Annotated in this window: 20 protein-coding genes; 13 read left to right on the top strand and 7 right to left on the bottom strand. The window is 66.8% G+C overall.

What is annotated here, in order from left to right; all coding sequences use genetic code 11:
• Positions 1–9: 9 nt before the first annotated feature.
• The 7 genes from bchL to puhE all read left to right on the top strand — a co-directional run bounded on the left by bchL (position 10) and on the right by puhE (position 6,976).
• Complete coding sequence (bchL, locus tag IHV25_RS00100) at positions 10–891, top strand: ferredoxin:protochlorophyllide reductase (ATP-dependent) iron-sulfur ATP-binding protein (RefSeq protein WP_192532949.1); 882 nt, start codon at positions 10–12, stop codon at positions 889–891.
• Positions 891–1,592 (top strand): magnesium protoporphyrin IX methyltransferase, encoded by a 702-nt coding sequence (gene bchM, locus IHV25_RS00095; RefSeq protein ID WP_192532948.1) that lies wholly within the window; start codon positions 891–893, stop codon positions 1,590–1,592. Before bchL ends, bchM begins: the two co-directional genes overlap by 1 nt.
• A complete protein-coding gene (locus IHV25_RS00090) occupies positions 1,589–3,352 on the top strand; it encodes a BCD family MFS transporter (protein ID WP_242018717.1) in 1,764 nt (587 codons plus the stop codon). The genes bchM and IHV25_RS00090 overlap by 4 nt, the downstream gene beginning before the upstream one ends.
• Before the next feature lie 22 nt (positions 3,353–3,374).
• Positions 3,375–4,115: a photosynthetic reaction center subunit H gene (gene puhA, locus IHV25_RS00085; protein WP_192532947.1), complete on the top strand. Its 741-nt coding sequence runs from the start codon at positions 3,375–3,377 to the stop codon at positions 4,113–4,115.
• Positions 4,116–4,121: 6 nt separating this feature from the next.
• Positions 4,122–4,835, top strand: a complete 714-nt coding sequence (gene puhB / locus IHV25_RS00080; protein WP_192532946.1) for a photosynthetic complex putative assembly protein PuhB — start codon at positions 4,122–4,124, stop codon at positions 4,833–4,835.
• A gap of 80 nt (positions 4,836–4,915) precedes the next feature.
• The gene (puhC, locus tag IHV25_RS00075) at positions 4,916–5,407 is read left to right on the top strand and encodes a photosynthetic complex assembly protein PuhC (protein ID WP_192532945.1); all 492 of its coding nucleotides are present in this window, start codon (positions 4,916–4,918) and stop codon (positions 5,405–5,407) included.
• Positions 5,408–5,533: 126 nt separating this feature from the next.
• Positions 5,534–6,976 (top strand): putative photosynthetic complex assembly protein PuhE, encoded by a 1,443-nt coding sequence (puhE, locus tag IHV25_RS00070; RefSeq protein ID WP_192532944.1) that lies wholly within the window; start codon positions 5,534–5,536, stop codon positions 6,974–6,976.
• A gap of 257 nt (positions 6,977–7,233) precedes the next feature.
• On the opposite strand, the gene IHV25_RS00065 is transcribed toward puhE, so the two are convergent.
• Both IHV25_RS00065 and IHV25_RS00060 read right to left on the bottom strand, forming a co-directional pair.
• The gene (locus IHV25_RS00065) at positions 7,234–7,719 is read right to left on the bottom strand and encodes a threonine/serine exporter family protein (RefSeq protein ID WP_192533536.1); all 486 of its coding nucleotides are present in this window, start codon (positions 7,717–7,719) and stop codon (positions 7,234–7,236) included.
• Positions 7,719–8,702 (bottom strand): threonine/serine exporter family protein, encoded by a 984-nt coding sequence (locus tag IHV25_RS00060; RefSeq protein ID WP_192532943.1) that lies wholly within the window; start codon positions 8,700–8,702, stop codon positions 7,719–7,721. The genes IHV25_RS00065 and IHV25_RS00060 overlap by 1 nt, the downstream gene beginning before the upstream one ends.
• Before the next feature lie 276 nt (positions 8,703–8,978).
• On the opposite strand from IHV25_RS00060, the gene rpsB reads away from it, so the two are divergent.
• On the top strand, positions 8,979–9,767 hold the full coding sequence (gene rpsB, locus IHV25_RS00055; RefSeq protein ID WP_192532942.1) for a 30S ribosomal protein S2: 789 nt from the start codon (positions 8,979–8,981) through the stop codon (positions 9,765–9,767).
• 102 nt (positions 9,768–9,869) lie between these two features.
• On the top strand, positions 9,870–10,799 hold the full coding sequence (tsf, locus tag IHV25_RS00050; protein ID WP_192532941.1) for a translation elongation factor Ts: 930 nt from the start codon (positions 9,870–9,872) through the stop codon (positions 10,797–10,799).
• A gap of 303 nt (positions 10,800–11,102) precedes the next feature.
• Here tsf and IHV25_RS00045 read toward each other — a convergent pair whose 3' ends face one another.
• Positions 11,103–11,711, bottom strand: a complete 609-nt coding sequence (locus tag IHV25_RS00045; RefSeq protein ID WP_192532940.1) for an LOG family protein — start codon at positions 11,709–11,711, stop codon at positions 11,103–11,105.
• Between the two features lie 166 nt (positions 11,712–11,877).
• On the opposite strand from IHV25_RS00045, the gene IHV25_RS00040 reads away from it, so the two are divergent.
• From IHV25_RS00040 to IHV25_RS00025, 4 genes are all read left to right on the top strand, one after another.
• Positions 11,878–12,468, top strand: coding sequence for an HdeD family acid-resistance protein (locus IHV25_RS00040; protein ID WP_192532939.1), 591 nt, complete (start codon positions 11,878–11,880; stop codon positions 12,466–12,468).
• 131 nt (positions 12,469–12,599) lie between these two features.
• Positions 12,600–14,405, top strand: coding sequence for a translation elongation factor 4 (lepA, locus tag IHV25_RS00035; protein ID WP_192532938.1), 1,806 nt, complete (start codon positions 12,600–12,602; stop codon positions 14,403–14,405).
• Between the two features lie 331 nt (positions 14,406–14,736).
• Entirely contained in the window at positions 14,737–15,663 is a 927-nt protein-coding gene (locus IHV25_RS00030) for a hypothetical protein (RefSeq protein WP_192532937.1), read from the top strand.
• 60 nt (positions 15,664–15,723) lie between these two features.
• Positions 15,724–16,629 carry a hypothetical protein gene (locus IHV25_RS00025; protein ID WP_192532936.1) on the top strand — a complete coding sequence of 302 codons (906 nt, stop codon included), beginning with the start codon at positions 15,724–15,726 and terminating at the stop codon, positions 16,627–16,629.
• 269 nt (positions 16,630–16,898) lie between these two features.
• On the opposite strand, the gene IHV25_RS00020 is transcribed toward IHV25_RS00025, so the two are convergent.
• From IHV25_RS00020 to IHV25_RS00005, 4 genes are all read right to left on the bottom strand, one after another.
• Positions 16,899–18,113, bottom strand: a complete 1,215-nt coding sequence (locus IHV25_RS00020; RefSeq protein ID WP_192532935.1) for an NADP-dependent isocitrate dehydrogenase — start codon at positions 18,111–18,113, stop codon at positions 16,899–16,901.
• A 311-nt stretch (positions 18,114–18,424) separates the two neighbouring features.
• Positions 18,425–18,967, bottom strand: a complete 543-nt coding sequence (locus tag IHV25_RS00015) for a helix-turn-helix domain-containing protein (RefSeq protein WP_192532934.1) — start codon at positions 18,965–18,967, stop codon at positions 18,425–18,427.
• Between the two features lie 216 nt (positions 18,968–19,183).
• A complete protein-coding gene (gene lnt / locus IHV25_RS00010; RefSeq protein WP_242018716.1) occupies positions 19,184–21,112 on the bottom strand; it encodes an apolipoprotein N-acyltransferase in 1,929 nt (642 codons plus the stop codon).
• Between the two features lie 271 nt (positions 21,113–21,383).
• Positions 21,384–22,649, bottom strand: coding sequence for an MFS transporter (locus IHV25_RS00005; protein ID WP_192532933.1), 1,266 nt, complete (start codon positions 22,647–22,649; stop codon positions 21,384–21,386).
• Between the last annotated feature and the right edge of the window lie 575 nt (positions 22,650–23,224).

Genomic DNA, 23,224 nt, shown 5'->3' with positions numbered 1-23,224 from the left:
GACAGGCGCGTGCAAGAGGATTTGCACCTTGATGGAGAAGGCAGCGTCCAGGTTCAGTTTGAACCGGACCTCGACGTCGGGCGGGCCCAGGTGTTTGCCATCTACGGCAAGGGGGGGATTGGAAAGTCCACCACCTCGTCCAACCTTTCGGTCGCTTTTTCCAAGCTCGGCAAGCGGGTGATCCAGATCGGCTGCGACCCCAAGCACGACTCCACCTTCACCCTCACCAAGTCGCTGATTCCCACCGTTATCGACGTGCTGGAATCCGTGAACTACCACTCCGAGGAACTCCGGCCCGAGGACTTCGTGTTCCCCGGCTACAACGGCGTTCTGGCGGTTGAGGCGGGCGGCCCCCCGGCCGGAACCGGCTGCGGCGGCTACGTGGTGGGCCAGACGGTCAAGCTCCTGAAGGAACACCACCTTCTGGACGACACGGACGTGGTGGTCTTCGACGTCCTGGGCGACGTGGTGTGCGGCGGCTTTGCCACCCCGCTCCAGCACGCCCAGCGCGCGCTTGTGGTCTCGGCGAACGACTTCGACTCGATTTTCGCCATGAACCGCATCATCCAGGCGATCCAGGTCAAGGCCAAGACCTATGACGTGCGCCTGGGCGGCGTGATCTGCAACCGGTCTGATGCGACCGACCAGATCGACAAGTTCAACGAGGCCTCGGGCATGCGGACCCTCGGGCGCATTCCGGCCCTGGACGTGATCCGGCGCTCGCGCCTGAAGAAGGCGACGCTCTTCGAGATGGACCCGAGCCCCGAGGTCGAGGCCGTCCAGAACGAGTACCTCCGGATCGCCCAGGCCCTTCTGGACGGGGTGGAGCCGCTGGAAAACGCGACCAACCTCAAGGACCGCCATATTTTTGATCTTCTGGGGTACGACTGATGCACGATCCCGCCTATGAACAGCGCCGCGGCGAGGTCGAGCACTACTTCGATCGCCAGGCCGCCCACAAGTGGGCGCAGATGACGTCCAACTCCCCCCTGAACCGCATCCGCCAGACGGTGCGCGAGGGGCGGGACCGGATGCGCAGCACCCTTCTGTCCTGGCTTCCCGCCGATCTTGCGGGCCAGAGCCTGTTTGACGCCGGCTGCGGCCCGGCCATGCTCTCCATCGAGGCGGCCCGCCGGGGCGCCGACGTGGTGGGCGTGGACCTGTCGCGCACCCTGATCGACGTGGGTGTGGAGCGGGCCACGGGCGAGGTGCTCAAGGGCTCCCTGGAGCTGAAGGTCGGAGACGCGTTTGCGCCCGTCTACGGGGACTTCGACCACATCGTGGCCATGGACTGCCTGATCCACTACGACCTGAACGACACGGTCCGGGTTCTGGCCAACTGGGCGCCCCACGTCCGGGGCTCGATCGTGTTCACGTATGCTCCGCGCACGCCGCTTCTGGCGACGATGCACGTGATCGGCAAGCTGTTTCCCAAGTCGGACCGCTCGCCCCGGATCATCCCCCTCGCGGAAGAGCGCTTCCACGAGGCCATCCGTAACGAGCCCGGCCTGAAGGGCTGGAAAATTGGCCGCACCGCCCGCGTGGTGAAAGGCTTCTATATCTCCCAGGCACTGGAGCTTCTTCCGAAATGACCAACAAGCCGGACGACACTGATACGCCCGAATGGCGCGCGAAACTTGGGACTCTGGGCCAGGACCTGGGGGAGAAGTCAGGGGCGCTGTGGAAAAACGTTGTCCGCAAGGCGGGCGATATGGCGGGACGTGTGCAGTCCGGCAGCGCGGGGGCGGACGACGGAGCCCCCGGGGACGGGGAGGGCGCCGCCGGGGGCGGTGTCCTTGACCGCTTCCAGAAGAAACTGGAGGGCTGGGCCTCGAAAGCCGAGTCCGCCGCCGATTTTGTCCAGCTGCCCGCCCGCGAGGGATTCGAGCAGAAAGACCACCTGGTGGACGGGGCGGCCCGCACCGGGCGGACCCTGGCCTCGGCCTGGGGCACGCTTGCGCCCAAGTATCTGCCGTTTGCGGACGCGGCCTCCGACGGACTGCCCCTGAACCGGCTTCTGCGGCTGTCCCTGTTCCAGATCTCTGTGGGCATGGCCATGGTTCTCCTGACGGGAACCCTGAACCGGGTCATGAACGTGGAGATGAATATCCCCATTTTCGCCATCGCCATCATGGTGGCGCTGCCCATCCTGTTCGCCCCGTTCCGGATCCTGATCGGCTTCAAGTCCGACCATTTCCGGTCCTTTATCGGCTGGCGGCGGGTGCCGTTCATCTGGCTTGGCACCTTGTCCCAGTTCCTGGGGCTGGCCCTGATGCCCTTTGCGCTCATGCTGCTGACGGGGGAGGGGAACTCCTCCTACGGCCTTCTGGGCGGCTATCTGGGCGGGGCTGCGGCCTTCCTGATGGTGGGGCTCGGCTTCCACACCACCCAGACCGCGGGTCTGGCGCTGGCCACCGATCTGGCTGACGAATCCCGCCGCCCCCGGGTGGTGGCGCTGATGTACGTCATGCTGCTGGTGGGCATGATCCTGGCCAGCTTCTTCTTCAGCTACATGCTCTCGCCCTTCAGCGAGACGGCCCTGATCCGGACCATCCAGTCCGTGGGCGTGCTGACCCTGATCCTGAACCTGGTGGCGCTCTGGAAGCAGGAGCCCCGGGATCCGGGCCGCATCCGGCCCGATGACGAGGCCCCCGAGCCCGATTTCCGCGAGGCCTGGGCCCGGTTCTCCGAACAGCCCTACCTGAAGACCCTTCTGCTCTCGATCTTCCTGGGCACGGCGGCGTTTTCCATGCAGGACATCCTGCTGGAGCCCTTCGGCGGCAAGGTTCTGGACCTGAAGGTCTCGGCCACAACGCTGCTGACGGCGTTCTTCGCCTTCGGCTCGCTTCTGGGTTTCGGCTTGTCCGCCAAGGTCCTGGAGAGCGGATTCGGTCCGCTCCAGCTGTCCACCATCGGGCTTGTGGTGGGGATTCCGGCCTTTGTCTGCGTGATCCTCTCGGGCCTGCTCTCGTCCGCCATGCTGTACTACCTGGGCTCGATCCTGGTGGGGCTGGGCGGCGGCCTGTTCGCCGTCGGCACCCTGACGGCGGCCATGTCCCTGGCCGAGGACTGGGATGCGGGCCTGACCCTGGGCGCCTGGGGCGCCGTGCAGGCCACGGCCATGGGCGGCGCGACCCTTCTGGGCGGTGTGTTCCAGTGGGTCTTTGAGGGCATCCTGTCCCTGATGCTGAGCCCGAAGGCCGCGGCTTACGGCGGGTTCCTGTGCGTCTATTTTGTCGAAATTGTATTGCTTATTGCCACAGTGGTGGTCATCCTACCCCTTGCTCGCCAGGGATCTGGCGGGACAGGCCTGCCACGGGGCCGTTTCGGGCTCTCCGGGCTTCCGGGCTAGGCGCACTTCAGGAGGCTATGCCATGAATTATGTTGGCCATCTCGTCGGTAACTTTGACGTAGCAACGCTCGTTACCGCGATCTTTTTCGTTACCTTTGTTTTCTGGCTGATCGTCTATCTGCGCATGGAGGACCGTCGCGAGGGCTATCCTCTCGAGCACGATCTCTCCGGTGAGCTGGAGGCCATGGGCCCGCACGCCATGTGCGACCCGAAGACCTTCCACCTTGCCCGGAACCGCACCTACACGGTTCCGAATGACGAGCGCGATACGCGTCCGGTCAAGGCCGCTCCGTCGCGGCGCTGGGCGGGTTCTCCGCTGATCCCGACGGGCGATCCCATCATTGACGGTGTGGGTCCCGCAGCCTGGACCGAGCGTGCGGATATTCCCGATCCCATGTGGGACGGCAGCCCCCGCATTATTCCGATTTCCAGCGATTCCACGTACTGGCTGGCTCCGAACGATCCGGACCCCCGCGGCATGAAGGTCGTGGCGGCGGACGGTGTCGTCGTGGGCGAGGTCACCGACGTGTGGATCGACCGGCCGGAATGCATGATCCGCTACTACCAGGTCGGATCGGTTCTGGTGCCCTTCACCCGTGGCGTTCTGGACGCGAAGAAGCGTACGGTTTACGTCTCGGCGGTTGACAGCGCGCACTTCAATGCGGCGCCGAAGATCGGCGGCAGCACCATCACCCTCCGTCAGGAAGACCGTATTCTCGGCTACTTCTCCGGCGGCGGTCTGTACACGAAGACGGTCTGGTAACATACGATGAGCTTTGACCACGATGATTTCGTTGAGCCCTCTCCCATCAAGGGCTTGCCGAGCGCCCTGCCGGACGGTGAGGATCTCCTCTGGCAGGGGTCTCCGGAGTGGCTCGGTCTTGTTGTCCGGGCCTATCACGTCCGGCTGATTGCAGCGTACTTCGTGGTCCTGTTCGTCTGGGACATCGCGGAGGCCATGTTCCGGGTGGAGGCTCCGGTCTCCTTCCAGGACGCACTGGTCTCCGCGGTGCCTCTCATTGCACCTGCGTGCTTTGTTCTTCTTCTGGTGTTCGGCTATGCCTGGTTCACCGCCCGGGGAACGATCTACACGATCACCTCGAAGCGTGTGGTCCTGCACTTCGGCCTGGTGGTCCCGCGGACCATCAACCTGCCCTTTACCTCCATCGAGTCAGCGGCTCTCAGGCTGCACCGGGACGGCACCGGGGACATTCCCCTTGCGCTGAAGCCGCCGGTGCGCATTGCGTATTTCACGCTGTGGCCCAACGCCCGCCCCTGGCACGTGAAGTTTTCCCAGCCCATGATGCGCTCGGTTCACGACGCGGAGGCTGTGGCCCGTTTGCTTGCGGATGCGGCCGGGAAGGCCCGCGCGGCCTCCGAGGCAGACGAAAGCGCTGCGGCGCCGGCCACCGGAGCGTCTTCGGTTCCGGACGGCTCGTCCGCTCCGGCCCCCGGTCTGGATGGCGGTGGCGCAGCGGCCTGAGCCCGGGCGGCCCCCGGGCGGGGTTTCTGGCGGCCTGTGTGTCCGCCGCGTGATGCGCTGAAAAGGGAGTACTCGTTTCCATGGACCGGTCCCGTCGTCGTCCTCCTTTCCCTCCAGTGGCGGTCTGGGTGATCGCGGTCGTCGTGATTGCGGCCCTTGCCCTTGCGATCGGCGCGCGCCTGACGGGCTATGACCCGGCGGCGGAGTACGACAGCCCGGTTGCCGATTTCGTGGACGTGTACATCCTGTCGCTCGAGAACGAGGCGCTCGGCATCGCCCTGGAGCGTGACGGCCCCCTGCTCCTGACCATCGAGCCCGGCAATACGGGTTTCCTCACCGGCATGACCACCAGCCACCGGCGCACCCGGCGCATGAACGATGTGCCCCTGGATGCGCCCTACCGCTTCCAGATGACCGAGGATCACCGCCTGATGGTGGTGGACCCGGGCACCCCCCTGAAGCTGGAGGCCGCAGCGTTCGGCCCCGCGACGGCGGGACAGCTTCTGCGAATTTATGAGGCGGCCCGCAGCGCCCGTGATGCGCAGGCGACCCCGGCAGGGGGGCGGCCATGACCGGCTCCGGCAGCCTTCCGGGAGACCGCGCGGCCTTCCCGCAGCCGGCGGGGGACGGCCCCTGACCCCCCGCACCGCGTCCGCTTTCCTCGCCCCTCCGACTGTCCCCAGGCGCTCCCGGCTTCCATGATTCTGACCGATTTTCTGTTTCCCGTTCTGTTTGTCCTGTTCACCTGGTGGTTCTCCACCGGGGCGATCCTCTTTCTGGATGGGCTGCCCCGGCGCACCTACCCGCTGACCCTTCTTGCGGCCACCGCTGTGATGCTCGTGTCCCTGTACGGGATTCAGGCGACCGCGTCCCTGACCTCGCTTGGGGCCGTGTACTGCGCCTTCACCTGTGGCCTGCTGGTCTGGGGCTGGAACGAGATCGTGTTCCTGTTTGGCTACATCACGGGGCCGCGGCGCTCCAGCTGTCCGGCGGACGCCACCGGCTGGGCCCGGTTCCGCTACGGAACCCAGACCATCCTCTACCACGAGATCGCGATCGTCCTGACCTTCCTGGTCCTGGTGGTGCTCACCTGGGGCCAGCCCAACGACACGGCCCTGTGGACCTTCGTCATCCTGTGGGGCATGCGGCTGTCGGCGAAGCTGAACCTGTTCCTGGGGGCCCGCAATCTGTCGGAGAGCTTCCTGCCGCCGCACCTTGAATACCTGAAAACCTATTTCCTGTGCCGTCCGGTGAACTTCCTGTTCCCCTTCGTTGTGACCGCCGCCACCATGGTTCTTGCCTGGCTGGTGGGGAGCGCGGGCTCGGCTGCGGCCGCGCCCCCGGCGGACTTTCCGGCCGCGACGGCCTTTTACGTTTTTCTTGCAACCCTGACCGCGCTCGGCGTTCTGGAGCACTGGTTCCTGATTTTACCGTTCTCCTCGGAGACTCTCTGGAAGTGGGGCCTGGTGTCCCACCGGGCCCGTGACGAGTTGAAGGGCGATGTGGCGGCGTTTCATGAAGAGAGGCAAAAAATCATGTCATCGCAGAAGCTGGAAATGAGCGGCCGGATTGGCCCCAACTCGGTGATTCAGGTGCGCAGGGCGCTCGAGGCTCTGGCCAGCCCGGACGACATCCGGCAGGTTTTCGAGAAGGCGGGGCTTGCGGGCTACCTGGTCGCGCTTCCCGAGAAGATGATCCCCGAGGGCGAGGTCATTGCCCTCCACCGGGCTCTGCGCGAGGTTCTGGATCCGGCTGTGTGCGAGCAGGTCATGCGCCGCGCGGGCGAGACCACCGCCGAGTATCTTCTGGAAAACCGGATTCCCAAGTCCGTCTCGTGGCTTCTGAAGCGGCTGCCGCCGCCCCTGGCCGCGCGCATCCTGCTGAGCGCCATTTCCCGCAATGCCTGGACGTTCACCGGCACGGGCCGGTTCTCGTGGAAGGCGGGCTCGCCCTGGACCCTGACCATCGAGGACTCGCCCCTGGCCCGGGAGGCGGCCGGAGGCTCGGGCGCCTCGTGCGTCTATTACGCCGCCACCTTCGAGACCCTGTTCCGGGTTCTGGTCCACCCCCAGTCCCGGGTGACCGAGCACGCCTGTGCGGCGCGCGGAGACTCGGCCTGCGTCTTTGCGGTGCGCTGGTAGGTCTTTGCGGTGCGCCGCGAGGCCGGCGCGCGGACAGACACAGTGGGGGGCGGCTCGCCCCTCACGCTCCGTGTCCCACAGCCGGGACCGCGCATTCCGCCGCGCACACCACCGTGTCCCGGACAGGGTGGCCGTGTTTTTGTGGCAGGAAACCCGCGGCTTCGCCCCCCGTCCTCTCTTTGTCCCCCCGTGTCCGCCCGCGCCTCCCGGCAACCGGGCCCTCGCATGACCCCGGCCCTTGTCCCTCCGGTCCGGGTCTAGAGATCAAGGCCCCGGCGGCGGAAGACCTGAAGCGACAGGGACACCCCCACCCCGAGGGCGGCCAGCGTGAAGACCGCGGCCAGAAAATCATGCAAAACCACCGCCACGAAGGCCGGGTCCGGCGGTCGGGTCGTCAGGGTGAACAGCCCGATGATGGCGCGGGCGATAAAACCCCCGGGCACAAGCGGGATGCATCCGGCCACCGCCAGGGCGGCCCGGGTGAGCCCCAGCTTCCGGTGGGGGATCTGGACGGCCACGCCCACCGCGATTCCTGCCAGAAGGGACGCGCCCTCAAGGGCCAGGCCTGACGACAGGGCGATCTTGCGCACCCCCACCGCCAGAACCCCCATGGCCAGGCACCAGAGCAGGGACCGGGGCGCGAAGTTGAACAGCACGCCGAACCCGGCGGCGGCCACACCTCCGGCCGCAAGGTGCAGGGCGAACTCGGGCGCCAGCAGCGCCTGAACAAGGGGAGAGGTCATCACGGTGCCGGGGCTCCCTGCTCCACCGGCGCCATCCAGGTGCCGAGAAAGGCGTCGGCCTCCAGAAGGAAGGCCGCGTTCCAGACCCCGATGGCCAGGAAGACAATGACCATGGCCACGACGGTCAGCCGGGCCGCGCCCAGGGTGGGGCGCCCCTCCAGGACGTCGGCCAGCCCGTTGATGGCGGGGACACCGGGGACCAGCAGCAGGGTCGGGCCGATCATGGCGGTCCCGGGTGTTGCAGACCCGAACAGGCTCGCAAGAAGCGTCGCCCCCAGGCACGAGGTGAAGGCCAGCAGCAAGATGGACAGATAGTCGTTGAAGTGGCGTCGCTTCAGGACGGCCCGGATCGCCTGGGCCGCGGTGGCCACCGGCAGAACCGCGAGCACCGTGGCCAGGTCGCCCTGGAGCAGGACGCAGAACGCGGCGCACGCCGCCCCCACGGCAAGGGAGGTCACCCACAGGGGATAGCGCCGCGTCTCCCGCTCGATGCGGTCGATTTCCGCCAGCAGGGCGACGGGGGTCAGATCCTCGCCGTCCAGCACCCGGCGCACGAGGGCCCGAAGCGAGTCCTCCAGCCGCTGGTTCACGCCCTGGGGGCCGACCGCGGTCATGCGGGTGATGGAGTTCCGGTCGTGGCGCAGGGTCAGGGTCAGGGAGGCATAGCCCACCCGAAGGTCCACGCCGTCGGCGCCCATGCTGCGGGCAATGGCGGTGACGTTCTCGCGCACCACGGCGGTGTGGGCACCGCTCTGGGCCAGGATCTGGCCGATGCGCAAGGCGGCGTGGTTGATGGCCTCGAGGGCCCGGTGGGTGAGGATGGTGGTATCCGAGGCCTCGGATCCGCTCACAGGCAGGCCGGAGGCACACACCGCCCGGAACGCGTCGTCACCGTGAGCCGGGGCGCCCCCGGACGTGGCCGCAGGCGCGCCCCCGGGGGCGGGGCCGGACGGTCCGGTGGGGTCGGAAGGGCCTGAAGTCATGGTCATACGTCCCGTTTGTCACGGAAAGGGCCAGTATCCTCCCCAGTCTGGAAAGAATCAAGAGTGCGGCGCCCCCCGGAGCCGGTCCGGAGCGTTTGTGCTTGACCCGGACGGCCCGCGTGGATAAATACAGACCCTTATCCCACACGCGAGAGAGCGGTTGCCGGAACCCTGAGCGGGGTCCAGCGTCCCTCCGGTGTCGGTCCGCCCCTGTCGGCGGCTCGACTTTCACACCTCTCGCGGAGGTCCAACCGGAAGAATGAAAAGGTTGCTCACATGACCATGCCCACCTTTACCATGCGCCAGCTCGTCGAGGCCGGTGCCCACTTCGGCCACAACACCCGCCGCTGGAACCCCAAGATGGCGCCGTTCCTGTACGGCGTGCGCGACAACGTGCACATCATCGACCTCCAGCAGACGGTCCCGATGCTGTACCGCGCCATGCAGGCGGCCCGCGAGGTTGCTGCGGCCGGCGGTCGCATCCTGTTCGTTGGCACCAAGCGCCAGGCGCAGGAGCCCATCGCCGAGTACGCCCGTCGCTGCGGCCAGTACTACGTGAACCACCGCTGGCTCGGTGGCATGCTGACCAACTGGAAGACCATCTCCCACTCCATCAAGCGTCTTCGTGATCTGGAAGCCCGTTTCGATGCCGGCGAGCTCCAGGGGCTCACCAAGAAGGAGCAGCTCAACCTGCAGCGCGAGAAGGACAAGCTGTCGCTTGCCCTGGGCGGCATCAAGGACATGGGCGGCCTCCCGGACATGCTCTTCATCATCGACACCTGCAAGGAAGACCTTGCGGTTGCCGAGGCCAACAAGCTGGGCATGCCCGTGATTGCGGTCATCGACTCCAACTCCAACCCGGACGGCATCACCTACCCGATCCCGGGCAACGACGACGCGATCCGCGCCATCCAGATGTACTGCGAGCTCATCAGCGGCTCGATCCTGGACGGCATCCAGGCGCAGCTTGGGGCCCAGGGCATTGACATCGGCGCCGCCGAGAGCCTCCCGGGCGACGTCGCTGCCGACGCCGATGCAGCGGACGACGAAGGCATCGCCGGGTAACGTCTCGCTGTCCCTTGCGGATCCGCGAGTGTCACCATGACCGGGGACGGCGGGCTTCGCTCGTCGTCTGCCGGTCTTATCTATTCAAGAGGAATATTCCCAATGGCTGAAATTACCGCTGCTCTGGTCAAGGAACTGCGCGAGAAGTGCGGCGCAGGTATGATGGACTGCAAGAAGGCCCTCAGCGAGGTCGGTGGCGACATGGAAGCCGCCATTGACTGGCTGCGCAAGAAGGGCCTGGCCCAGGCTGCGAAGAAGGCCGGTCGCACGGCGGCCGAGGGTCTGGTCGGCGCCGCTGTTGAGGGCACCTCGGGTGCGCTCGTCGAGATCAACGCGGAGACCGACTTCGTCGCCCGCAACGATCTGTTCCAGGGCCTGGTCGAGGAGACCACCCGCCTGGCGCTCCAGGCCGGTGGCGACATCGAGAAGCTGGCCTCCCTGCCGTTCCCCGGCGCCGAGGGCCGCACCGTTGCCGAGCAGATCACCCACCTGATCGCCACCATCGGCGAGAACATGAACCTGCGTCGCACGGCCTGCCTGTCCGTCGAGAAGGGTGTTGTCTCCGCCTACGTCCACAGCGCTGTCCGCCCGGGTCTGGGCAAGATCGGCGTCCTGGTGGCCCTGTCCTCCGAGGGTGACCGCGAGAAGCTGGACGCTCTGGGTCGCCAGATTGCCATGCACGTCGCTGCGGCCAACCCGCAGTACCTCGCCAAGGAGCACGTGGAGCAGCCGGTTCTCGACCGCGAGAAGGCCATCCACTCCGAGAAGGCGAAGGCCGAGGGCAAGCCGGAGAACATCATCGAGAAGATGCTCGAGGGGCGTATCCGCAAGTTCCTGGAAGAGATCGTCCTGCTGGAGCAGATCTTCGTCGTCGACGGCGAGACCAAGATCAACAAGGTTCTGGAAAACGCGGCGAAGGACGTTGGCGCTCCCGTGGAGCTGGCCGGCTTCGTGCGCTTCCAGCTGGGCGAGGGCATCGAGAAGGAAGTCACCGACTTCGCGGCCGAGGTCGCGGCGGCTGTCGGCGGCTGATGTGGCTTGAGCCGGGCGGGTTTCTCCCCGGCGTCCCACGCAACGAAAAACCCGGACGGTTCGCCGTCCGGGTTTTTTTGTGTCTGCTGGGGGAGGGGCTTTGGATGTGCCTGCCCCGGATGGGCCGTCCGCGGTTCTGTGGGCGCGGTTCTGTGGGCCCCGTGCCGGGGGCCCTGATGGGGGCTGGCGCCGTGGGTGCAAGGCCGGTGGCCACGGCCGCCTGACGTCCCTTATGGGGCTCTCCGGCGCGGGGGAGCCGCCCGGCATGGCCGGGGCTCGGATGCCGCCCGGCGCCCCCTGGGCTCAGCCCGTGGAGGTGCGGGGCAGCGCGTACTCCGTGGCCGCCGCCTGGGGCTTGCGGTTCAGGAGTTCCCGGGCGGTCGGCACCACATCGTCCACACTCTCGACCCGGACGAACAGCTCGGTGATGTCGGCGGGGGCAAAACCCTCGTCGATCATGGTGCGGATCATGGTGAGAAGCGGCGTCCAGTAGCCGTCCATGTCCACCAGGATGACGGGCTTGTCCAGAATGCCGATCATGCGCCAGGTCAGAACCTCGAACATCTCGTCCAGGGTGCCCAGGCCTCCGGGCAGGATGCAGATGGCGTCCGAGCGGTCATACATGAGCTTCTTGCGCTCGTGCATGGTCTCCGTCAGGTAGAACTCCATCATGTTGCTCAGGGGCTTTTCCACGTGGCGCAGCGCCTTGGGCAGAACGCCCACGACCCGGCCGCCGCCGTGAAGGGCCGCCCGGGCGACCTCTCCCATGAGACCCACGTTGCCCGCTCCGAACACAAGGGTGATGTGGGCCGCCGCAAGGTGGCGTCCCAGTCGCGCGGCGTGCTCGGCGTACAGGGGATTGTCACCGGAGCGCGACCCGCAGAAAACGGCCATGGAACGGGGCTTGGTCATTGGTTTCGGATTCCTCATGCAGTTCGTCCGTCCCCGCCGGATCCCCGGAGGGGGCATTTTTTATACCAGCGTTTGGAGGAAATGGCTTTCCCTAAAATCCGCGTGCGGGTGAATTGTAAACCGTCTAAAATATAGTCTGCCAGCCGGTCAAAAAAAGGAGGTTCTCATGACAGATGTGAAATCGGGAGGCGAGGACGTCATGGTCGTCGAGTTCCGGCGGCTTCTGCCCAGGGAGTGGAAATGGATCGGCCTTCGCGGCCTTCTGGGCGTTGTCTTCGGACTTCTGCTGTTCCTGGCGCCGGTTCCCATGTCGGGTGTTCTGTTTCTTGTGTTTGCCGCCTTCGTGTTTGCCGACGGCGTGATCATCGCCATGACCGGCTGGCGCATGTACACACTCGGGGTGCCCTGGTGGCCCTATGCGATCTCGGGCGCCACCGGGATCCTGTTCGGCCTTCTGGCGCTTCTCAGCCCCCTGATGGCGGCAACCGCCCTCAAGTTCGTTATCGCGTTCTGGTCCATTGCGGCCGGTCTTTTCCTTCTGCGGGCCTCGGGCCACCTGAAGGGGATTGTGGATACGGACACGGTGATGACCGTGTCGGGCATTCTGGCCATCGTTTTCGGTGTCCTGCTGTGCCTGGTGGACACGGTGGCCAGCCTTGTGGCCATGACGCTCGCGGTGGGCATGCTCTCGGTGACCTACGGCGTTCTTCTGATGGTTCTCGCGTGGAAACTCCGGTCCTCCAGCGATTCGGCCTGACAGCCGGCACGAGCACGGCCGGGCGGTCTCCTCAACCGAAGGGACGCCCGGCCCGGCGGGGCATGCCCCTTTTCATCGGGGCGGGAATGCTCTATTGTCGCCTTCTTTCCTGACAGCGTTGACCGGATCCGATGAGCGACCTTTCCCACATCCGCAATTTTTCGATTATTGCCCACATTGACCATGGCAAGTCCACCCTTGCTGACCGGCTGATCCAGCTGTGCGGCGACATCGAGGCCCGGGAGATGAAGGAGCAGCTCCTTGATTCCATGGACCTGGAGCGCGAGCGGGGTATCACCATCAAGGCTCAGACCGTTCGGCTGACCTACACCTCGACCACGGACGGGCGGACCTACCAGTTGAACCTGATGGACACCCCGGGTCACGTGGACTTCGCCTATGAGGTCTCCCGCTCGCTGGCGGCCTGCGAAGGCTCCCTTCTGGTGGTGGACGCCTCACAGGGCGTGGAGGCCCAGACCCTGGCCAACGTCTACCAGGCCATTGACGCCGGGCACGAGATTATCCCGGTGCTGAACAAGATTGACCTCCCCGCCGCCGACGAGGAGCGGGTCAAGCAGCAGATCGAGGACGTGATCGGGATCGATGCCTCCGAGGCTGTGGGGATCTCGGCCAAGACCGGCCTCAACGTGGAGCAGGTGCTCGAGGCCCTGGTCCAGCGCCTGCCGCCCCCGACCGGGGATGCGGATGCGCCCCTCCAGGCGCTTCTGGTGGACTCGTGGTACGACCCGTACCTGGGCGTCATCATCCTGGTGCGCGTGCGCGAGGGAACGGTCAAGAAGGGCATGCGCCTGCGCATGATGGCCACCGGCGCCACCTACCAGATCGACCGGGTGGGCGTGTTCACGCCCAAGATGACGGACACGGGCACCCTGTCCGCGGGCGAGATGGGCTTTATCATGGCCGGCATCAAGTCGGTCGCGGACTGCCGCATCGGCGACACCCTCACCGACGACCGCCGCCCGGCGGCCACGGCGCTTCCGGGGTTCAAGCCCTCGGTCCCTGTGGTGTGGTGCGGCCTGTTCCCGGTGGACACCTCGGACTTCGAGGCCCTGCGCGAGAGCCTGGCCAAGCTCCAGCTCAATGACTCCAGCTTCGAGTACCAGGCGGACACCTCGGCCGCTCTGGGCTTCGGCTTCCGCTGCGGCTTCCTGGGCCTCCTGCACATGGAGATCATCCAGGAGCGTCTGGAGCGCGAGTTCAACCTGGACCTGATCACCACGGCCCCCTCGGTGGTCTACAAGCTGACCATGACGGACGGCACGAGGATCGACCTCCACAACCCGGCCGACATGCCCGATCCGGTGAAGATCGCCTCCATGGAGGAGCCCTGGGTTCGGGCCACCATCATGGTGCCCGACGAGTACCTGGGCCCGGTTCTGGCCCTGTGTACCGAGCGTCGCGGCGTCCAGCTGGATCTGACCTACGCGGGCAACCGGGCGATGGCGGTCTACAAGCTGCCGCTCAACGAGATCGTGTTCGACTTCTACGACCGTCTGAAATCCATTTCCCGGGGCTATGCGTCCTTTGACTACGAGATGGCCGACTACCAGGAAAGCGACCTGGTCCGCATCTCGATCCTGGTGAACGCCGAGCCGGTGGACGCCCTGTCCTTTATCGCCCACCGCTCCCAGGCCGAGTACCGGGGCCGGGCCATTTGCTCGCGGCTCAAGGATCTGATCCCGCGGCACATGTTCAAGGTGCCCATCCAGGCGGCCATTGGCGGCAAGGTCATCGCCCGCGAGACCATCGCGGCCCTGCGCAAGGACGTGACGGCCAAGTGCTACGGCGGTGACATTTCCCGAAAGAAGAAGCTTCTGGAAAAGCAGAAGGCCGGCAAGAAGCGCATGCGCCAGTTCGGCAAGGTGGAAATCCCCCAGAGCGCCTTTATCAGCGCCCTGAAAATGGACGACGAGTAACACCGGCGCCGGCCGCCCCGGGTCTGCGGGGCAGGGGCCGGTCACGGGAACCGTTCCGGGCTCGGACGCCACGTGCGCCCGGGCCCGTTTTGCATGGGCGCGGACGCGGCGTCTCCACTGGGCCACCGTGTGTGGGGCTGGTCACATTGGCCCCGCCTGATACCCCCCAGTCGCCACCGGGACACAGGTCAGAGCCCGGCCACGTTGTTTCCACTCTGCCAGGCGACCTGTGCCGGCGTTCCCCGTGCGCCGCGGTCCGCATCCGCATCCCTTTCAAAAAGTTGTCTTTTGACTTAACATAACTCCAGGGTGAAAGCGGTTTGGGGCTGCCATGGCTAATCATCGTTTCGGCTTGTCGTGTCTGGGGGGGATGGCTCTGGCTGCGGGGCTGCTCCTGTGGCCGGGCGCGGTCGGGGCCCGCAGTGCGTCCCCCGTTGCGCCTCCCGGTGCGCCTTCCAAAGGTGCCGTCAACGGGCCGCGCGCTCTCGCGGACGGCGAGGTGGTCCGGATTGACACCAGCCCCCCGGAGCCCTGTCGGGTGGACCTGGGGCCCCTGTCTCTCGTGGCCTCGCCCGCGGCGGACGGCGGGAGCTTCGATGCGACCCTGTATGACGCCGGGCGCAAGGTCGACGCCAGCGCCACGGGCTTTGTCTTTCTTGGCGCGGGACGGCCGGTGGCCGATGTGCCGCTGCCCGGGTGCCAGTCCCGCCGTGTTGAGCTGTTCAGCGGCGGCGCCAACTGCTGCTCCACCTACTATCTTCTCGGCTCGTGCCCGTCGGGGCCGTTTGCCGTCTACGTCGATTCCGGCAGCAAGTCGTTTATGGAGGACGCTGTCGGGCTCGGGGCGGACGGGAGCGTCCGGGCCTTCCCGGTCACGGATCCCGTATTCCAGTCCTATGGTCCGGACCTGCCGGGGGCGACGAACTGGGTGTCCTTCTCCACCGCGGACTCTCCGGCCGTCAGCCGCTTCATGGTGTTTGAGAACGGGGCCTGGCGCATGGACCGGGTGGGCGAGTTCCCGCAGGCCTATGACGACCTGATCGCCAAAATCCCGGCCCAGCACAGCGTGTCGCCGGCCTCTGCCGCGGTGGCGCGGGCGTATTACACCGCCATGAAAGGCGAGCCCGCGCTGCCGGTTCTCGAGGCCGCGCTGCCCCCGGACTGGCAGCCGTTCCGCGCGGTCATCAACGCCGATATCCTGCGGGCTGTTGGCGGTTTCAATCCAATCCACACCATTCGCCTTGAAGACGCGCCGTAGGCCCCCGCACGGGGGACAGGGCGTCCAGGGGGCGTGTATGCCAGGAACAGGGAGACGTGCATGAGAAAGACATCGGACAGCCCGCGGCGCGGGCGGGTGGCGGCCGTTTCGGGGGCGGCGGCCCTTGCCCTTGCGGCCGCTCTACCCCTGGCGGGCTGTGGCGACGGGGAGGGCGAGGCGGTTCCGGTCAAGCCCGGTGAGGAGGTTCGGATCGACAGTTCCGCCGCCAAAACCTACCGGACGGACTTCGGGCCCTTTGCCCTCCTGGCCGAGCCCGAGTTCGGCGGCGAGACCCTGGATGCCAAGCTCGTGTTCGACGAGCGGGAGGTGGATGCCAGCGCCCGGGGCTTTGTTATCTTCAACCCCCGCGCCGAGGTGCGTGACTTCCCCCTGCCCGGATGCCGGACCCTGCCGGTGGAGATGTACAGTGGCGGCGCCAACTGCTGCTTTACCTACTACATCCTCACCACCTGCACGGATGACAGCGTGTCCTACGCGTCGTATATCGACGCCAACGGCAAGTCGTCCATGGGCAACCCCGAGACCCTCGAGAACGGGACGGCCTCCCTGGTGTTTCCCATCTCGGACCCGGCGTTCCAGTACTATCAGCCGCGGGGCCAGAGTGACGAGAACCCGCTGTTCCTGTCCGGGGCGGACTCTCCGGCCCTGACCCGGTTTCTGATTTTCGATGAGACCATCTGGAGGCCCGACCAGGCCGGGCGCCACCAGGAGGCCTACGATATCCTGATCGCGCAGGTCCGCAATGCGGCCGACATGCATCCGGCGGCCCGGGCCATCGCCATCGCCTACTACACGGCCATGAAGGGGGACGAGTCCCTGGAGGTTCTGGAGGAGCTTCTTCCGGTGGACTGGGCGCCCTACAAGGAGCTGATCAACGCGGATATCCTGGACGCCATCGAGAACTTCGAGCCGGTCCACACCATTGACCTGATCAAACACCCCTGATCTGGTGAAGCACCCCTGAGGCCCGGGGCGGGGCGCTGACTGGGACCGGGCGGGCGAGCTGCCCGATGCGCCAGAATCCCGGCGGCGCCGGGGGGAGTGCTCCCCGATGCGCCAGCATCCCGCCGGCATTCCGCCCGGGGCGGATGGGCCGGCCTGTGGCGCCGGGGGGGCGAGGGCGCCACGCCCGTTCGTCGGTTGCCGCACCTGCTTGCAAAGCGGCGCCCCATGGACAACCGGCCCGGGAGCGTGTCCCCCGGGCCGGAGCGGTCTTACTTCATGCGGGCCTTCAGACCCTCGTCCAGCTTGTCCAGGAACTGGTTGGTGGTCATCCAGGGCTGCTCGGGGGAGATCAGGATCGCAAGATCCTTGGTCATGAACCCGGCCTCCACAGTCTCGACGCAGACCTTCTCCAGCGTGTCGGCGAAGGCCTCCACGTCGGGGGTGCCGTCGAACTTGCCGCGGTACTTGAGCCCCTGCGTCCACGCGAAGATGGAGGCGATGGGGTTGGTCGAGGTCTCCTGACCCTTCTGGTGCTGGCGATAGTGACGGGTGACCGTGCCGTGGGCGGCTTCCGCCTCAACGCAGTTTCCGTCCGGCGTCATCAGGACCGAGGTCATCAGCCCCAGGGAGCCGAAGCCCTGGGCCAGCGTGTCCGACTGGACGTCCCCGTCGTAGTTCTTGCACGCCCAGACGAAGCCGCCGTTCCACTTCATGGCGCAGGCCACCATGTCGTCGATCAGGCGGTGCTCGTAGGTCAGGCCGGCGGCCTTGAAGGCGGTGGCGAACTCGGCGTCGAAGATCTCCTGGAACAGGTCCTTGAAGCGGCCGTCGTAGGCCTTCAGGATCGTGTTCTTGGTGGAAAGGTAAACCGGGTAGTTGCGGTTGAGGCCGTAGTTGAAGCAGGCCCGCGCAAAGCCCCGGATGGAATCATCAAGGTTGTACATGGACAGGGCCACGCCCGATCCCGGGAACTCGAACACGTCCCACTCGACCGGGGCCGAGCCGTCTTCCGGCGTGAAGCGCAGGGTCAGCTGTCCCTTGCCGGGGATCAGCACGTCGGTGGCGCGGTACTGGTCTCCGTAGGCGTGGCGTCCGATCACGATGGGCTGGGTCCAGCCGGGGACCAGGCGCGGCACGTTGCGGCACAAGATGGGCTCACGGAAGACCGTGCCGTCGAGAATGTTCCGGATCGTCCCGTTGGGGGACTTCCACATTTTCTTCAGTCCGAACTCCTCGACCCGGGCCTCGTCGGGGGTGATGGTCGCGCACTTCACGCCCACGCCGTACTGCTTGATGGCGTTGGCGGCATCGACGGTGATTTTGTCATCCGTCTCGTCGCGCTTCTCGATCCCGAGGTCGTAGTACTTCAGGTCGATGTCCAGGTACGGCAGAATCAGTTTGTCCTTGATGAAGCGCCAGATGATGCGGGTCATTTCATCGCCGTCAAGCTCCACGACGGGATTTTTGACCTTGATCTTGCTCATGTTTTTTTCGCCTTCATACCAGAGGTTTGTTGATGCGCAGGTTGTTGGGGGTGTCCGGCGGGGTGCGCCCCAGGCGAAAGGGAACGGGCGGTCGGGGACCGGCTCCGTTCTTCGGACCCGCGCACTATAGCATCAAGGGTCCGGGCACCCAAGGAAAAGGCGGTGGCTGAATCGGGGCGAAATCAGGGACAGGGGGGCGCGCGTGCGGGACGGTCCGGGACGGGAGCCGGGGCTGGCCCGGCGCCAATGGAAAACCCCCGGCTTTGGTGAAGTTCCGGGGGTTTTCTGGAAACAAGCGCCGAAAACGGGGATTATTCGGCGGCGGCTTCCGACACGTCTTCATTGTCCTGGCCCTCGACCGAGAAGGTGGGGCGGGCAGTCGCAACGCTGAGGGACTTGGTCAGCTCGAAAATGCGCTTGCGCACCGAGGAATCCCCGATGCGGTAGTAGGCCCTGACCAGCTCGAGGGTTTCGCGCCGGGTCATGGGATCCGCTTCCGGCAGCGCGGGTTCGCTGGGAACCTGGGCAATGATCATGGGGCTGTGGCGGATGGTGTCGTCGTCCATCTCATCGAAGAAATAGGACATGGACACGTCAAGAACCCGCGACAGATCCCACAGGCGGCTGGCGCCAATGCGGTTGGCTCCACGCTCGTATTTCTGGACCTGCTGGAACGTCAGACCAAGAGCCTCACCGAGCCGCTCCTGGCTCATGCCAAGCAAGGTGCGCCGCAGACGGACGCGGTTACCCACGTGCACATCGACCGGATTGGGCCGTCCCGAGGGAGTCCGTCCCCTGGAAGACCTCCGGGCGCCCGTCTCGTCGTCGTCGTCGGGCTGCTTAATCGCGGTCATGGTTCTGTCCTCGTTTGTTCGGGGGTGGCCTCCAGGAGAAAGGGAACGCAGATCACTGGACCTTCATCAGGCGAGACCGACGCTGTGCTTTCGCTCGAGAACACCGGTTCAGTTCGGGTCGAAACTGAATCACTCGTCAGGATGTAGCACCATAGTCGATCCTGGTCAAGGAAATAGAGACCTTTGTGCCGAAAGGCTGCGGGAGGTGCGGGACAGTCAAACCCGATAGTTGCGAACTATAATATATCCGGAAATGCTGAAAAGGAGAGCGAGAAGAAGGGGAATTCCGTTCCCGAACCGGGCGAAAGGCGTCAGAGTGCCCGCAGGACGGGGGATGTCCACATCCAGAACCCCGGTTCGGTCCAGTTCGATCAGGGGAGAGACCACGCCAAGCGGGGATACGACTCCGGATATTCCCGTGTTGGCAACCCGCACAAGAGATAGTCCTTCCTCTATAGCCCGGGCCCGGGCGATCTGGAAATGCTGGTAGGGCCCGCTGGTGCGGCCGTACCAACCATCGTTGGTAATGTTGACGATCCACTCCGGGCGCGGGCCGGTTTTCGCCACGACCCTCGAGGGGAAAATCACCTCGTAGCACACCAGCGGCGAGAAGGGCGGAAGGCGTCCGGTCGTGAGGGTGCGCGGCCCCGGGCCCGCCGAAAAGTCGGTCATCCCCTCCGTGACCTTCCGCAGGCCGGGAAGGCCCCGGAAGGGGACGTACTCGCCGAACGGCACCAGGTGGGCCTTGTCGTAGGTGTCGAGGATGGTGCCGCTCCGGTCCAGAACGTACAGGCTGTTCCAGACCTGGAAGGTGGGGCTGTCCCCCTCGGACTGGCGCAGTCCGCCCGTCAGGAGGAGGCCGTTCCCGGGGGCGGCCATCCCCACATCGGCCTGGAGCTGGCGCGAGGCGTTCAGGGCGAAGGCCACGGCGGTCTCGGCCCAGATCACCGCATCCACATCGTCCTGGCCCGGCAGGCGGGACAGCACAATGTGGGAGCGGATGTTCTCGTAGCGCCTCAGGGCGCTCCACTTCTGGTCCTGGGGAATGGCGGGCTGCACAAGGCGGGCCCGGAACAGGCGGTCCCTGTCCGCAGGCGGAGTGTCGGCGTGGGGAGAGGGTGCGGGCGTTTCAGCCGGGGAGGGTGCGTCTGCGGGGCTCGCTTCCCCAGGCGGGGTGTCGGCCCGGGCAGAGGGTGCGGGCGTTTCAGCCGGGGAGCGTGGGTCTGCGGGTGTGTCGCCTGCCCGGGGAGCCTCTGCCAGACGGTCGGCTTCCTGTCTGTCGCCAGCGGTGTTCGCAGGGCTATCCGCCCGGTCGGGGTCCGCCGGGCCGGTGGGCGTGACGCTCGGCCCGCCCGTCGCAGACACGGCTGGAGTGGATCCGGCGCTGGCCGGGGCCATCGCGTGGGCCTGTGTCCCGCTGTGCCAGCGGCCGTCCTCGTCCCAGTGCCCGGCGCCGCCGTTCAGGGCGATACGGGTGGCTCCTCCGGCGGCCACCAGGGCCAGAAGGGCGAGCCCGGCTGCGGGCATGGCGAGGGCCCGCCAGCGGGGCGCAGGGCCCGGCGTGCGGGGCTCGTCCCCGAGGACCGCAAAGGACGCGGCGGCGAACACGGTCAGCAGGGACAGGCCCGTGACCCCGAACAGGGCCAGGGACTGGATCATGTCCAGGAACGGCATCCACACCAGCCCCACGGGTGCCCAGGGGAAGCCGCTGAGATAGTACTCCCGCAGCAGCTCGCCCAGCGTCCACAGGCCGGCAAACAGGAGAATTCGCCCCGGTCCCCGGGCGCCCAGAAGCCGGGCGGCGGCGAAGACCAGCGCCGGGATCACCGCGAGCAGCGTGGCAAGGCCCAGGACCGCAACGGGGGCGAGGGCGCCGAATTCCTCGGCGTCCACAAGGAACGCGAAGCCGACCCAGTAGATCAGCCCCGTGAAGTGTCCCAGCCCGAAGAGAAATCCGGTCCCGAGTGCGCCTTTCAGGCTCGTTGTGGCGTCAAGGCGCCAGACCGCCAGCGGAAAGGCAATCAGAAGAGCCGGAAGGATGTACAGGGGGGGCATGGCGGCCACCGCCACAAGCCCGGCAAGAAAGACAATCCCGGCGGCTTTCCAGCCGTCCAGGGCACGAACCCGGTGTGCCAGACGAACCATTGTTCCCCTCAGTGCAGTAAGCCTCCCAAGGGGATATACATACCTCATTCAGGTTGGACTTGTCGTGGGGTTTCCGGCTCGCCCGTGTGCCCGGGGCGGACGGGCAGGGCGCGGGGTCGGTCGTTCCGGGAGCCGTCACCGGGGGCCGGGCGTGGGTGTCCGGCAGGGGGTATGCCCGGGGGGTGGCGGGGCTCGGTACACAGCGCGTCAGGCCGGGCGCAGGCCGGCCCGGCTCACGGAACAGTTCGCCCGGTCTGCAGCGCTGGGGGTGTCAGTCAAGCCTTTGCGCGGGAGGCCCCGCGCCCGTGTCTGTCGCGGGAGGCCCCGCACCCTCACCCATATCCGCACCCGTGTCTGTGTCCGCGCCCGTCGCGGGTGCGGGGCCGGTCCTCCACAGCGCGGCAAGAAGCGTGGTCAGGACCAGGGCCAGCGCGGTCATGAGGGCCCCTCCCGTCAGCAGGGAGAGGGGCAGCAGGCTTCCCAGCCCCACCGAAATCCCCGCCACCACGGGCTGGAGAAAACCAAACAGGGCCGAGGCGGTGACCCGCTCAGTCTCGGGTCCGTTCAGGGCCTCGCTGGCGCAGGGAATGTAGATGAACCCGAACGCCGCCGTTGCCAGAAGTATGCCCGCCACCCCGAACCAGGGGGTTGTCCAGAGGCTGGAGACCATCAGCACCACGCCGCCCAGCAGGATCGCGCAGCCGATCAGCGCCTTGGCTCGGGTCGCAAGGCGTTTGGCGAGCAGCCCGCACACGAGCAGGCCCAGGGCCACCACCACACTGTCGAGGCACAGGACCACGCCCACCCCGAAGGGGCCCAGGCCCAGGTCGTTGGCCGCGAGGAAGGGCAGTCGGGCCAGAAGCGGCGCAAACGAGATCTGCAGCGCGGCCGCCATCAGGGTCGGGATCAGGAAGGTGCGCCGGGACAGGACCGTGCGCCAGCCCCCGTAGGCTCCTGCCGTCTGCGGGTTCGGGTGCGGGCTGCGGTGCCGTACCGTGCTCCACTCGATGACGGCGCCGGCCAGGACGACCGGGGCGACCAGAGCCACCACGGCCCAGCGCCAGCCGAACGCCGCCGCAATGGCGCCCGCAAGGACCGGTGTCGCGGTCTGCATGAGCTCCACAAAACTGCTGGCCCAGGCGAAGAGGCGCCGGAAGCCCTCGTCCGAGGTGACGTTGCGCAGGGCCACCCGGGTGGCGTTCGAGCCGATGCTGTTCACGCCAAACAGCGAGACGAACAGGACCGCAAACACCGCCGGGTGTCCGCTGGTGCAGATCACGGCCGCGGCGGCGCCCAGGTACAGGCACGACAGCCCCGCCGCGTGGTGCAGGCCGATGCGGCGAATGACGGGCACCGAAAGCAACTGGGCGAGGGCGAACACCAGGAAGCACGCCCCGAGAAGTGCCTGGAACGCCGCGTCGCTCAGGGCGTGATCCCGGGCGATGACGGGAAACAGGGGCGCGAGCGAGTCAAAGAAAAGCGCAACAACAACAAACCGGGCAACGGTTGCCGGGAGCAGCACACGCGATCGGTCCATGATGCCGGAGCCTCCTGGGAAGGATTGGCGCTGTCACAGCTCGGCCCGTCGGAGGCGGAGCGGAAGCCGGAAAACGGATTGTGCCTGTGTATCGGTTTCCCGGGAGACTGGCCAGGCCTTTTGTCCGGCTCCAAGGGCGCATTCCGGGGCGGGCCGGTGCCCGCGCCCGGGGTTGCGGCGGGCGGGGAGCCGGGGGGGTGACGACGGGGAGGGGGCGCAATGGTGCCGTCAGGCCGGGTCGCCCGACGCCGGGACAGGCTGTCGCGAGGCCTGGAAACGAACTCCCCCGCCTTCCGGGGAGGGCGGGGGAGAGTTGGGGGAGACCGCCCGGGGACAGCAGGTCGTCTGTCAGGTGGTGGATCCGGGATAGCCTGCGGGGCGGGGATCCGCCCGGGGTGGTGCACCGGATCCGGGCCCGAGCCCACGTCCTGGCCCGTGGCCCGGCGGTTGGGCGAGGGGCCCGGTCGCGGGATCTGCGACCGGACCGCCCGGAGATGTATGGATCCGGGGTGGAGCCCGGATCCGGGTAGACTACCAGCGCCAGGACAGGCGGGCGCGGCCCCCGTGGGACAGGG

Source organism: Phaeovibrio sulfidiphilus (assembly GCF_014861485.1).
GTDB classification, from domain to species: Bacteria; Pseudomonadota; Alphaproteobacteria; order Rhodospirillales; family Rhodospirillaceae; genus Phaeovibrio; species Phaeovibrio sulfidiphilus.
This window is presented reverse-complemented; position numbering and strand designations above follow the sequence as displayed.

Coding starts and splice junctions, on each gene's coding strand:
- IHV25_RS00090 (WP_242018717.1), top strand. CDS start 1,589: ATGACCAACAAGCCGGACGACACTGATACGCCCGAATGGCGCGCGAAA.
- puhC (WP_192532945.1), top strand. CDS start 4,916: ATGGACCGGTCCCGTCGTCGTCCTCCTTTCCCTCCAGTGGCGGTCTGG.
- IHV25_RS00040 (WP_192532939.1), top strand. CDS start 11,878: ATGACAGATGTGAAATCGGGAGGCGAGGACGTCATGGTCGTCGAGTTC.
- IHV25_RS00025 (WP_192532936.1), top strand. CDS start 15,724: ATGAGAAAGACATCGGACAGCCCGCGGCGCGGGCGGGTGGCGGCCGTT.
- IHV25_RS00045 (WP_192532940.1), bottom strand. CDS start 11,711: ATGACCAAGCCCCGTTCCATGGCCGTTTTCTGCGGGTCGCGCTCCGGT.
- IHV25_RS00005 (WP_192532933.1), bottom strand. CDS start 22,649: ATGGACCGATCGCGTGTGCTGCTCCCGGCAACCGTTGCCCGGTTTGTT.
- puhB (WP_192532946.1), top strand. CDS start 4,122: ATGAGCTTTGACCACGATGATTTCGTTGAGCCCTCTCCCATCAAGGGC.
- lnt (WP_242018716.1), bottom strand. CDS start 21,112: ATGGTTCGTCTGGCACACCGGGTTCGTGCCCTGGACGGCTGGAAAGCC.
- puhA (WP_192532947.1), top strand. CDS start 3,375: ATGAATTATGTTGGCCATCTCGTCGGTAACTTTGACGTAGCAACGCTC.
- IHV25_RS00015 (WP_192532934.1), bottom strand. CDS start 18,967: ATGACCGCGATTAAGCAGCCCGACGACGACGACGAGACGGGCGCCCGG.
- bchM (WP_192532948.1), top strand. CDS start 891: ATGCACGATCCCGCCTATGAACAGCGCCGCGGCGAGGTCGAGCACTAC.
- IHV25_RS00020 (WP_192532935.1), bottom strand. CDS start 18,113: ATGAGCAAGATCAAGGTCAAAAATCCCGTCGTGGAGCTTGACGGCGAT.
- IHV25_RS00030 (WP_192532937.1), top strand. CDS start 14,737: ATGGCTAATCATCGTTTCGGCTTGTCGTGTCTGGGGGGGATGGCTCTG.
- rpsB (WP_192532942.1), top strand. CDS start 8,979: ATGACCATGCCCACCTTTACCATGCGCCAGCTCGTCGAGGCCGGTGCC.
- IHV25_RS00060 (WP_192532943.1), bottom strand. CDS start 8,702: ATGACTTCAGGCCCTTCCGACCCCACCGGACCGTCCGGCCCCGCCCCC.
- tsf (WP_192532941.1), top strand. CDS start 9,870: ATGGCTGAAATTACCGCTGCTCTGGTCAAGGAACTGCGCGAGAAGTGC.
- lepA (WP_192532938.1), top strand. CDS start 12,600: ATGAGCGACCTTTCCCACATCCGCAATTTTTCGATTATTGCCCACATT.
- puhE (WP_192532944.1), top strand. CDS start 5,534: ATGATTCTGACCGATTTTCTGTTTCCCGTTCTGTTTGTCCTGTTCACC.
- IHV25_RS00065 (WP_192533536.1), bottom strand. CDS start 7,719: ATGACCTCTCCCCTTGTTCAGGCGCTGCTGGCGCCCGAGTTCGCCCTG.